Raw genomic sequence first — 12596 nt, 5'->3', positions numbered from 1 at the left:
CCATTTCTTGTATCTTTTACTTAATAAGTATGAATTCATATTGCATTTTTAGTAGTTCAGTTATATAATATAGGTGTAAATATAATAAGTGAATTGGTGTTTTAAACATAAAATGGAATCTAGTTAAAGTCTAGAGCTGTCCCAGCAACCGTAAGATTGACAAAAGCTTTATAACCACTGAGAAATCGGGAAGGAAAGTTAGTAGGATGAAATCAAGCCGGTATACATGCCAATCTATAAATCCCTGGGTTATGGAAAAGTGTAATTATATCATTTAATCATAGCTTCAGGCTATGATTTTTTTTAATTAAAAGGAGAAATAAAAATGAAAAAATTAGTAAAAGTATTATCGATGATCGCTTTAGTATTTTCTTTATCATTTCTAAGTGGATGTTCAAGTTCAAGTGATACTAGTCGTTATGGTGATGATGTAGAAAAACCAGAAAAATTAGATAGAATTATATCTACTTCACCTTCTAACACTGAAATATTAGCAGGATTAGGATTAGCAGATAAAATTGTTGGTAGTGATTCTTATTCAATTGATAGTGTAGAAGGTTTACCTAAAGATATAAAAACATTAGATTTCATGAATCCTGATATTGAAACTCTAATAGCTTTAAAACCAGATGTTGTAATTGGTGCAGAAATCAATACTGTTGATGGTAAAAGTCCTTTAGATGAATTAAAAGATAAAGGAATTAAAGTATTGTATATTCCTACTGCAAAAACTTACAAAGAAATTACTAAAGATATTGAATTCTTAGGTGATTATACTAGTACAACTGATAAAGCAACTGAAGTAGTTAAATCTATGAATGAAACATATGATAAAGTTAGTAATATTGCTAAAACAATTCCTGAAGATAAAGTTAAATCTGTTTATGTAGAAGTAAGTGGAGAACCTAGTATTTTTACTACTGGTAAAGACACTTTTATTAATGATTTAATTTCTAGTGTTGGTGCAAAAAACATTTTTGCTGAAAACGAAGGTTGGTTCTCTCCAAGTGTTGAACAAATTATTACAGCTCAACCAGATGTTATTTTAACTACTGAAAGTTATGATACTGCTGCAGTTAGTAAAATTTTAAAAAGAAGTGATTTTAAAGGACTAGATGCAGTAAAAAATAAACAAGTATTTGCTGTTGATTACAATGCTAGTAGTAGAGCAAGTCAAAATGCCGCTAAAGCTTTAGAAGAATTTGCAAAAACAATTTATCCAGAATATTATGAATAAAAGAATATTACTATTAGTAGGAATACTATTAGTAATCTTTTTAGGAGCTGTATGCATTGGCTCTACGAGTATACAATTATCAGAACTTAAGGATATTTTTCTTAAGTTCTTTCTAGGTATTGAAAACGAATCTATAGATAATAGTAAATATTTAATTGCCACTACTATAAGATTGCCAAGAGCATTAGTTGTTTGTTTAGTAGGTGGAGCTTTAGCAGTTAGTGGAGCTATAATACAGTCAATATTAAATAATCCAATTGCAACTCCATATACACTAGGAGTTAGTAGTGGTGCAGCATTGGGTACTGGATTAGTAATAGTTAGTGGCTTTGAAATAAGTAAAGTTGGCCAATTCAGCATGCCACTAGTTGGGTTTTTATTTGGTTTTATTACTATCTTAATAGTTATTCAACTTGCAAATAAAACCGATGTTAACTTAAGTGATTACAGCATAATTTTAAGTGGAGTAATTATTTCATTATTTATAAGTGCTGCTTTAACCTTAGTATCAGTCTTTAATCAAGAAAAAATGAATCAAATAACATTATGGCAATTAGGATCTTTTTCTGGTCGTGGCTGGAGTCAACTAACAGTATTAATACCATTTTTATTAGTTTCTTTCGTTTGGCTAATGTTTTATATCAAAGATTTAGATATTCTTAGTTTTGGAACAGACTCAGCGCACTCTTTAGGAATTAATACTACTAAAACTAAAAAGATATTATTAATAATAACAACGTTAATTAGTGGATCATGTGTTGCAATTTGTGGAATAATTGGTTTTGTTGATTTAATTGCACCTCATGTTGCAAGAAGGCTAGTGGGAGCTAAACACAACAAGCTACTACCAGCAACCTTTTTGGTTGGAGCTAGTTTATTACTAGTTGCTGATACAATGTCACGAACATTGTTTGCGCCAATAGAACTACCAATTGGAGCTATAACAGCAGTCATTGGAGTCCCATTCTTTATCTATATATATACAAGAAAGGCACTTTAATATGAACAAGTTAACAGTTAAAAATGTAAGTGGAGGATACAAAGATAAATTAGTTGTCAAGAATAACTCTTTTGAATGTTTTCCAAAAGAACTTACTTTTATAATAGGTCCAAATGGGTGTGGTAAATCAACCTTATTAAAGTGTATATCACAAATGTTAGATTATACTGGAGAAGTCTATTTTAATGATGAAGATGTTTCTAAGATGGAAAGTAGACATAGAGCACAGAAAATTGCCATGTTTTCTCAAATGTCGATGGTAAACTTAAGCTTTACAATATATGATACAGTTATAACTGGAAGGTTTCCTTATCTAAAATCTAAACTCGCGACCTTTACAAATGAAGATAAAGAAATTACTTATAAGGCTTTGGAAATGGTAGGGTTATTAGAAGAAAAAGATAAGAAATTATCTTCTTGTTCTGGAGGACAATTACAACGAGTTTTGATTGCTAGATTAGTAGCTCAAAATCCTGAAGTAGTTATAATAGATGAAATAACTAATCACTTAGATTTTAAGTATCAAATTGAAGTTTTAGATTACATCAAGAAATGGGCAGCTTCAGAAAATAAAATAGTTTTAGGAGTACTACATGATATTAATTTAGTTAATTCATATGCAGATAAAGTAATGCTTATGAAAGAGGGAAAACTAATCAATTCAGGTACTACTGAAGAAATACTAACTAAGGACAACCTAGAGAATTTATATGGTATGGATGTTCAGGGATGGTATGAAAAAGTTTATAAAAAATGGTTTAAATAATAACTTATATTTATAAAATATTCTTGTATGATACTATAAAAGGCTTTTAAAAAGAGGTGTATTTAGGTAACCACCACTTTTTTAAAAGCCTTTTCTTTGATAAATATTAAAAATATTTAGGATTATTAATTAATTGGCACTATTATGATTTAGATAGATAATTTATAGCTTATAAAAGGGTAGTAATAATAAAAAGTATGCATTATACAAGAGTGTATTCATTAATAAAACACGCTAGAATATTGACAATTTTTAAATTTTAAGGTACAAATAATATGCAAAGGGAGTGATACAATGGCAAGTAAGCTATTAATAGTCGAGTCTCCGTCAAAATCGAAGACTATAGAAAAATACTTAGGTGAAGACTACCAAGTATTATCTAGTAAAGGGCATATACGAGATCTTGCTACCTCAGGAAAAGGTGGCCTTGGAATAGATGTAGACAATGGGTTTGTTCCAACTTATAAGAACTCTAAAGATAAAAAAGATGTAATTAAAGAATTAAAAAAAGCTGCAAAAGGAAAAGAAGTTTTTCTTGCAACTGACCCCGACCGTGAAGGAGAAGCAATTTCATGGCATTTAGCACAAGTACTAAAATTAGATGAACACGAAAATAATCGTGTTGTTTTTAATGAAATCACAAAGGATGCAATTGTTGAAGCGTTAAAGCATCCAAGACCTATAGATATGAATACAGTTCATTCTCAAGAAACAAGAAGAATGCTTGATCGTATTATTGGTTTTAAATTATCAACATTGTTGTATTCTAAAATAAAGTCTAAATCTGCAGGTCGTGTACAATCTGTAGCTTTAAAACTTATTTGTGAAAGACAAAAAGAAATAGATGCTTTTATTCCAGAAGAATACTATACAGTAGAGGCTAAATTTAAGGAACAAGAAATTGAATTTGAAGCTTCACTAAATAAGTATAAAGGTAAAAAAATAGAATTAAGTAATCTAGAAGAAGCTCAACAAGTTAATACTTCTTTAAATAAAGAGTTTAACATTAAAGAGATTAAAACAAAAAATAGTAGTTCTAAACCTAAATTAACTTTTATAACTTCAACACTTCAACAAGAAGCTTATGGTAAACTAGGATTTAATTCTAAAAAAACAATGAGAGTAGCTCAAAATTTATATGAAGGTATTGATTTAAAAAGTGATACTGTAGGTTTAATTACCTACATGAGAACTGATTCTACTAGATTAAGTGATGGCTTTGTTAATGATACTTTAAATTATATAGTAGATGAATTTGGAAAAGAATATAAAGGAAGTTATCATATAAAAAATGCTGCAGGTAATGTACAGGATGCGCATGAGGGTATCAGACCAACTTCAATTTTACGTACACCTAAATCTATTAAAAAACATTTAACACCTGATCAGTTTAAATTATATGAATTGATTTATTCAAGAACGTTGGCTTCTTTAATGGCTCCAGCTAAAAAACAAGGAACTAACATTACATTAGAAAATAATGAATATGAATTTAATGCAACTGGTAGTGTTTTAATATTTGATGGGTATAAAAAAGTATATGGTAAATTTGAAAGCAATACCGATACAATTCTACCTAAACTAGAAGAAAATACTAGCATTAAATCACAAGCTATTGATTTAAATCAACACTTCACTAAAGGTCCAAGTGCCTTTACAGAAAGTTCTTTGATCAAAGAACTTGAAGAGTTAAAAATAGGACGACCTAGTACTTATTCTTCAATTATAGATACACTTAAATTAAGAAAGTATGTTGATTATGAAAATAAGAAATTTGTACCTACAGATCAAGGTAAATTGACTAATGAAGAATTAACTAAATTCTTTTTAGATATTATTAATGTTAAGTATACAGCTAATATGGAAGGTGAGCTTGATGAAATATCTGAAGGTGAAGCTGATTATATTCAAATACTAACTGATTTCTATGCAAAATTTGATCCACTATTGAATAATGCAAAAGAAAATATGGAAAAAATACCACCTAAACCAACAGGAGAAAAATGTCCAGAGTGTGGCGAAGATTTGGTTTATAGACAAGGTCGTTATGGTGAATTTATTGCTTGTTCTAATTATCCAGAATGTAAGTATATTCCTAAAAAGAATAAAAAGGAACCTGAAAAAACAGGTGAAGCATGCCCTAAGTGTGGTGGAGATATGGTAAAAAGATTCTCTGCAAAAACTAATAGTGAATTTGATGCCTGTTCAAACTTTCCTAAATGTCGTTATATTAAACCAAAACCAGATGTTGTTGTTGAAAATGAAAACTGTCCAACATGTGGTAAAGAATTGGTTATGAGACAAGGAAGATATGGTCAATTTAAATGTTGTATTGATTATCCAAAATGCAAAACAATTATTAAGGATTAGAAATAATCCTTTTTTCTAATTAAAGGAGATTTAACAATGAATAAAAGTTTTTATACGCAAGCTATACAAGATAATAAAGAAGCATTAGCAAATTTAAATAAGAAATCAAATACTTTAAGCTTTTTGCGATTTGCTTCATTCTTTATTTCAGTAATTTGTTTTTCTCTGGCTTTTGCAGATGAAAGAAAATTATTATTTATCCCATTTATTATATTTTTACTGCTGTTTCTATATTTAGTGGAATTTCAAAATAAAATTATATACCAAATTGAAATAATTCAATCTAACTTAGAAGTATCAGCAAACTACTTTTGTAGATTGGATGATTCTTGGCAATCATTTCCAAACAATGGTATTGAATTTTTAGACAAAGATGATCTTTTAAGTAAAGATTTAGATTTAGTAGGTAAAAATTCGTTATTTCAGTATATAAATATTTCAAAAAGTAGAAATGGTCAAAAAAGAGTTTATGAAGCATTATCAAAAGGACTTTTAAATAAAAAAGATATCAAAGAACGCAATGAAGCAGTAAATGAGCTTGCAAATAATTCAAAACTGTATTTAAAAATAGTTTCTTTGATGAATTTATACAATGAAAAAAGTGAGCTAGATTATTTGAATAATGATAACCTACTAAATGCATCTAAGCTGAAACTATATAAAGTAATGATAATAGTTCAACCTATAATTATTTTATTAACTTTATTATTAAGCATATATTCACTTAAGCTTGTACCTTTTTTTGTCATAGCCTTATTATTAAGTCTTGTTATTTGTGCAATAGGTTCTAAATATAATAGAAACTATCTAGATAAAATGAGATATAAAGATGCTAATATAAAAATACTAACAGATGTAATGAGTGAAATTGAAGAACAATCATTTGAAGCTAAATTATTACAAGACTATTTAAATAGAATAAATCAAAATAATAAGAAAGCTTCTAAAACACTGAATTCTCTTAAAAGTTTAAAAGAGAAAGTAGAATCGATGAATAATGGAGTAATGTATCTACTGTTAGAAGCCTTATGTCTTTATGATTACCAAATAGTATTTAGATATGATAATTGGAAAAGAAAAGAAGGTCTTGTAGTAAATGAAATAATAGATTTTTACCATGAACTTGAATTGTTATTAAGTCTAGGAGTTATAAGTCAAAGTAAAGAACATAACACTATTGCTAATATTGTTGAAGAAGATAAACCATATATTGATACTTGTAATATGTATCATCCATTAATTAATCAAGATAAAGTTATAGTTAATAATTTTGAAAGCAGAGCAAATACAATAGTTATTACTGGCTCTAATATGTCAGGTAAAACTACTTTTATCAGAACAATTGGTATAAATCTTGCTTTAGTCTATGCTGGTGCAAATGTATGTTCTTTAAAATTTGATTGTTCTATAATGAAAATTATGAGTTCAATCAGAATAGAGGATGACTATTCAACAGGAGTATCAACTTTCTATGCTGAAATAAAAAGAATTAAAGAGATGGTAGAATATTCTAATACTAGTAAACCAATGATTGCATTAATCGATGAAATATTTATGGGAACTAATTCCGCAGATAGAATATATGGTGCTAGTAAAGCTTTAAAAACACTATCTAATCCATATTCTTTAGTTCTAGTAACAACACATGACTTTGAATTAACAAAGCTTGAGAATGTGCTTAATTTCCACTTTAAAGAATATTATGAAAATAATCAAATAATGTTTAACTATAAGTTATTAGATGGTCCAAGCACTACAAGAAATGCTCGTTATTTATTACAAATGGCTGGTATAACTACTGATTAAATACACTATAGATATTGTTAATTAATACTTAATAATATCTTTTTTATTTATTATAATTATAAGTAGGTATAATTGATTTAATAAAAAAATAAATATTATTAAATAAATATCTCTAATATACATATATAAGTCATATATCTAATCCATATTTATCAAAAAAACTTTAAATGCTTTTGTGTATATTTATATTTAATAATTACAATATACACCTTTGATAACACATTTTATCATATAGTAAACAATTAAATAGTGTAAAAATAATTAAGGTAAATATTGAATAAAACAATTATGTTTAAATATTGTATTACTTGCTTATTTTATAAATAAAAGATATCATTATATTATACTTTTTTAAATTTACAATTTTAGTCAAATAGTAAAATACAAATATATCGGAAGAGGTGGAATTATGTGTGGAATCGTAGGATACACAGGACCAAAAAATGCTACAGACATAATAATAGAAGGATTAAAAACGCTTGAATACAGAGGATATGATTCAAGTGGTCTTGCATTAGTAGTAGATAATAAATTAGAAATTTATCGTGAAGTTGGCAGAATTGCAGCTTTAGAAGAACTAGTTGAAAATACACCAGTTGCACACTTAGGTTTAGGACACACTAGATGGGCTACTCATGGAAAGCCTTCAAAGTTAAATTCTCATCCTCACACTTCTATGAGCAATATTATTACTTTAGTTCATAATGGTGTTATTGAAAATTATTTAGAAATTAAGAATGATTTAATTGCTAAAGGTTATACATTTACTAGTGAAACAGATACAGAAGTAATTGCAAACTTATTAGAAGATTTATATAAAGTGAATAATGATATGAAACAATCGATCATTGAAATGATGAATACTGTACATGGTTCATATGCATTAGGTATCTTATGTGCTGATGATCAAAACACTTTATACTGTGCAAAAAACAAAACTCCAATGTTAGCTGGTTTAGGTGAAGGATTTAATATGATTGGATCTGATGCAATGGCAATGATCAATCAAACTAACACTTTCTATGAAATTAAGGATTTAGAGTTTTTAGTTTTAACAAATGATAACATTGATATCTTTGATATGAGTGGATGTAAAATAGAAAGAGAACCATTTACATCTACAGTTAATTCAACTGATATTAATTTAGGTACATATGAACACTATATGATGAAAGAAATTGATGAACAACCATCAGTTATTAGAACACTTCTTTCAAAATATTATGATTCAGGGAATTTAAATATTGATAAAGATATTCTTAATGCAATTAAAGCTGCAGATAGATTATATATAATTGCTTCAGGTACAAGTAATCATGCTGGTCTTGTTGGTAAATATATGATTGAAAATATGGCTAAAATTCCAGTAGAAGTACATTTAGGTAGTGAGTTTGGTTACCATATGCCTTTAATTAGTGATAATCCTTTATTTATCTTTATCACTCAATCTGGAGAAACTGCAGATAGTCGTGTTGCTTTAAAAGCTGTAAAAGAAAAGGGCTATAAAGCTTTAACGATTACAAATGTTGAAGGATCAACGCTTTCAAGAGAAGCCGATTATACTATTTTATTACATGCAGGGCCTGAAATTGCTGTTGCATCAACTAAAGCATATGTTGCGCAAGTAACATTATTAGCTTTACTTGCTAATGAAATAAGTAATAAATCAATGGATATGAACTTAGAACTAAACATTGTTGCAAATGCTATAGAAGACATTATAAGTAAAAAAGAAGCAATTGAAGCAATAGTTAGAAGTAAAGTTGTTTATTCAAGAAATGCCTTTTATATTGGTAGAGATTTAGATTACTTTGTAGCATTAGAAGCTGCTTTAAAATTGAAAGAAATCTCTTATATTCAAACTGAAGGATTTGCAGCAGGAGAATTAAAACATGGTACAATTGCCTTAATTGAAAAAGGTACACCTGTTATTGCGATAATATCTCAGCCAAATGTTGCTTTAAATACAAGATCAGCAATTCAAGAAGTTAGTGCTAGAGAAGCTACAACAAGTATTATTTCTATGGAGAACTTAGCTCATGAAGGTGATGACTTTGTTGTTGCACAAACTAATACAATATTAGCACCACTTGCTATGGTAGTAGTAACTCAACTAATGGCATACTATGCATCTTCAATTAAAGGTTTAGATATTGATAAGCCAAGAAACTTAGCAAAATCAGTTACAGTAGAATAATATTATAAAATATAAAATGACATCATTTATAAAAAATGATGTCATTTTTTTATTCAGATTTTAAATTTATTCTACGAGTTGCTATTTTAGATACTTCTAAATCATGGGTAACTATAATAATGGTTTTATTTGTAGATTTATTGATTTTTTCAAATATATTTAAAATAATATCACGATTATTGTTATCTAAATTACCTGTAGGTTCATCTGCTAATATAATGCTAGATGGTTTAATTAGAGATCTTGCTATGGCAACTCTTTGTTGTTCACCACCACTTAATGTAAATATCTTTGTATTTAGATCATGTTTAATAAAAACACTCTTTAATGCATTATTTATTAATGCGATTTTTTCTTCTTTTTTTACTTTAACATTTTTTAATGCTAGTAATAAATTGTCTAGGATACTTTTATCTTCGATTAAAGCATTGTTTTGGAATAAATAACTAATATGTTTTGCAATAATATTTTGATTATGATTGCTGCCAATTTTTGATACTATTTTGTTTTCAATTGCTATTTTCCCAGTGTTTGGACTATCCAACAACCCTATCATATTTAATAAAGTTGTTTTACCACTGCCACTATTTCCTGTTATTACAGTTATACCACCACGTTCAATATTAAGATTAAAATTTTCAAAGATTATTTTTTCATTATATTTTTTTGTGATATTTTCAATTTTTATTATGCTATTCATTTTTAAAATCCTCCTTTTAAACTATGTAAGATATGTTTTATAAATTGCCTTTTCAAGTAATAGTATGTTACAAAAATATTAAATAATAAGATGCTAAATAGTATTGTAAAATATGTTTTGGCTGAAAATATAGGAAAGCTTAAATAAAGAGCACTTGCAAATATTGTTAGCAATAAAATATCATCTATTATAAATTGTTTAAAGGTTACATGGAGTTTAAAACCTAATAGATAATTTAATGATATTTCTTTTTTATTTGTAATTATATAACTTGTTAAGTTTTGAATAATAACAACTATAACAATTAGAATAAGCAATAGTGTTGCAGTTAATGAGGTAACTAGAATTCTAATGTTGTCATTTATTAGTACATTAATATCATCACCTACATATGATAATTTATCTACATACTCAGATATTTTATTATTTTTTAAATACTTATCAATATTAGTAGATGTATCATTCATGAAAAAGGGTGCTATATTAGATCCAAAGGCATTGCCCATAAAATCAATTGAAATATCATCTTTAACTATGAACAATACAGGATCTTTTATATAATTACCTTGTTCTTGGTTTAATAACATATTATATGAAAAGTAATTTTGGTTTTCTTTTGCTTTAATAATTTCATAAGAATATTCTGAATAGCTAGTTTTAAGATAATCATTAACCTTATTATAGAGAGTATCATCATTCTCTTTTAATGTTACAATTATTTTATTTTTATTATTAGAAACATTAATATCTTTATTTTGGTAGTCTTTAATGTTATTTGCATTAATATAGTTTAAATTAACAGTTGCAAAACTAAAACCTAAATCGCTAGCATTATCATCCAAATACATACTAAAATCAGCATAGATACTGCCAGACTTACTCAATGATTTATATACTTTATTATTTGCAGTTCTAAAGTCTTTAGTTCTAGTGAATTCAAAATTATCATCAGTGGTAATGAAATAAGGTATTAGATATGTATTTGAAACTGTTTGCCATTTAGTTATGCTAGTATCGTAATAATTTTTAACTGCTAATAGGTTTTTGACAGAATATGTTGTTGCAAATAATAATAGTAATATAGAAGCATAGTAAATGCCCCTTTTAAAATAAAATATTCTTTTACTTAGAAATTGTCCTTTTAATAAGACAGGTAATTCTTTCTTATTTATTAGATAGTTAGTTGTGAAATATACTATTGCAGCTAGTAAAATATTGAGCAAATTTAGTAAAACTAAATAAATTACAAAATCAATATATATAAAATTTGAATTGATAGTTATAATAATATACAAAATGCTAGTACTTATAATATTAATTATTGTAATTATTATTGTTGGTCTTAAAACATTTTCATTAAAAATACTTCTTTTATTGTATCCAAGCATTTTTTTAATATATATTTCTTTACTAGAACGCTCACTGCTAAATATATTTATAATCAAAATTGTTAATGCTAGTATTAATAGAGCTATGAAATAGGTTATATCTTTTATGCTATTATCAATATCATAATTAGGAGTGAAAGTTGCTGTGTATTCACTATTCTTATTTATGAAGTTGTAAAAATCGTCAGTGTTTTCTTGTTCACCAAGGACTAATAAATTAGTACTTAGTGTATCTTTTTCAAAGTAATTATTGTAATTATAATAGTTTACTTTATCATTGTTTAAAAAATCTGGAATAATACTAGCAGATTTATTGTTATATTCAAAAGTAGAACAATATGATTTATTCTTTATATTTGTAAAATCACATAGTTTATTCTTATCGTTTAAATAATAGTTTGTTTGATCGTTTATTTGTTCTTTGATAATTATATTTACCTTGTTTATTTCTGCTGCATTGCTTAAAAATTTTTTATAATCTTTAGAAGTTTGAGGATTGTTTTTCTTGACATATATTTTTGTATTATCAGTATCTTCAAAATTCAATTTTAAACTATTGGATGAATCGTAATAGTTTACTAACACAAAAAATGATAGTATTGATAAAACAGTAAATAATACTTTAATTATATTTTTCATAATTTATTCCTATCTTTATATTTTTACCAGAAATTATAATATGAGTTTCTTTGACTATAAGAACCCCATTTTGGCGATGATGTTTTTGCCCAAACACGTGCTGGTGCTTCTGCTTTAAATGTTAAGTCAAAGTTGTCGCCTCTATATCTAACTTTGACAGTTGCAGAATGCTTTTTGGTTGTATGATAAACATCTGAATATTGTTTATCACCAAATATTGAAATACGTAAACCATAGCTAAAAGTTCCACGATTATTATCAAATTTAAGTGTAGCGGCCTGCAAAGAATAACTACACATACTTATTATTAGAATTGTAAATGCTATTTTAATTCTTATCATTTATTCACCTCCTACAAGCATAATAGCATAAAGAATTAACTTCTCCTGTAATCTTTAGGGTATCTTCAGTAAAGATTGCGAAATCGCTAAAAATAAATGTATATCTAAAGAGTTATTCATATTTATTATTTTTAGGTATATAATATATATAT

The 12596-nt window shown here is 26.8% G+C and carries 9 protein-coding genes and 1 riboswitch; of the genes, 6 read left to right on the top strand and 3 right to left on the bottom strand.

The window, feature by feature from the left end; all coding sequences use genetic code 4:
• The first annotated feature begins 77 nt into the window (after positions 1-77).
• Positions 78-248, top strand: a riboswitch (cobalamin riboswitch).
• A 77-nt stretch (positions 249-325) separates the two neighbouring features.
• The 6 genes from ACD762_RS08050 to glmS all read left to right on the top strand — a co-directional run bounded on the left by ACD762_RS08050 (position 326) and on the right by glmS (position 9376).
• Positions 326-1237 (top strand): ABC transporter substrate-binding protein, encoded by a 912-nt coding sequence (locus tag ACD762_RS08050; protein WP_423363474.1) that lies wholly within the window; start codon positions 326-328, stop codon positions 1235-1237.
• A complete protein-coding gene (locus ACD762_RS08045; protein WP_423363473.1) occupies positions 1230-2237 on the top strand; it encodes a FecCD family ABC transporter permease in 1008 nt (335 codons plus the stop codon). Before ACD762_RS08050 ends, ACD762_RS08045 begins: the two co-directional genes overlap by 8 nt.
• Position 2238: 1 nt before the next feature.
• On the top strand, positions 2239-3003 hold the full coding sequence (locus tag ACD762_RS08040; protein ID WP_423363472.1) for an ABC transporter ATP-binding protein: 765 nt from the start codon (positions 2239-2241) through the stop codon (positions 3001-3003).
• A gap of 294 nt (positions 3004-3297) precedes the next feature.
• Entirely contained in the window at positions 3298-5373 is a 2076-nt protein-coding gene (topA, locus tag ACD762_RS08035; RefSeq protein ID WP_423363471.1) for a type I DNA topoisomerase, read from the top strand.
• 36 nt (positions 5374-5409) lie between these two features.
• Complete coding sequence (locus ACD762_RS08030; RefSeq protein WP_423363470.1) at positions 5410-7179, top strand: MutS-related protein; 1770 nt, start codon at positions 5410-5412, stop codon at positions 7177-7179.
• Between the two features lie 409 nt (positions 7180-7588).
• Positions 7589-9376 (top strand): glutamine--fructose-6-phosphate transaminase (isomerizing), encoded by a 1788-nt coding sequence (gene glmS / locus ACD762_RS08025; protein WP_423363469.1) that lies wholly within the window; start codon positions 7589-7591, stop codon positions 9374-9376.
• 49 nt (positions 9377-9425) lie between these two features.
• Here the strand turns inward: glmS and ACD762_RS08020 are convergent, their stop codons facing one another.
• From ACD762_RS08020 to ACD762_RS08010, 3 genes are read right to left on the bottom strand one after another with little or no spacing between them, the layout of a single operon-like run.
• Positions 9426-10076 carry an ATP-binding cassette domain-containing protein gene (locus ACD762_RS08020; protein WP_423363468.1) on the bottom strand — a complete coding sequence of 217 codons (651 nt, stop codon included), beginning with the start codon at positions 10074-10076 and terminating at the stop codon, positions 9426-9428.
• 2 nt (positions 10077-10078) lie between these two features.
• A complete protein-coding gene (locus tag ACD762_RS08015; protein WP_423363467.1) occupies positions 10079-12103 on the bottom strand; it encodes a hypothetical protein in 2025 nt (674 codons plus the stop codon).
• 23 nt (positions 12104-12126) lie between these two features.
• Entirely contained in the window at positions 12127-12444 is a 318-nt protein-coding gene (locus ACD762_RS08010) for a lactococcin 972 family bacteriocin (RefSeq protein WP_423363466.1), read from the bottom strand.
• Positions 12445-12596 lie beyond the last annotated feature (152 nt).

It is taken from the genome of Mycoplasma sp. P36-A1 (assembly GCF_049478495.1).
Taxonomy (GTDB): domain Bacteria; phylum Bacillota_I; class Bacilli_A; order JAJDGJ01; family JAJDGJ01; genus P36-A1.
The sequence above is the reverse complement of the archived record's forward strand: the minus strand, read 5'-3'. Positions and strand labels throughout refer to the sequence as shown.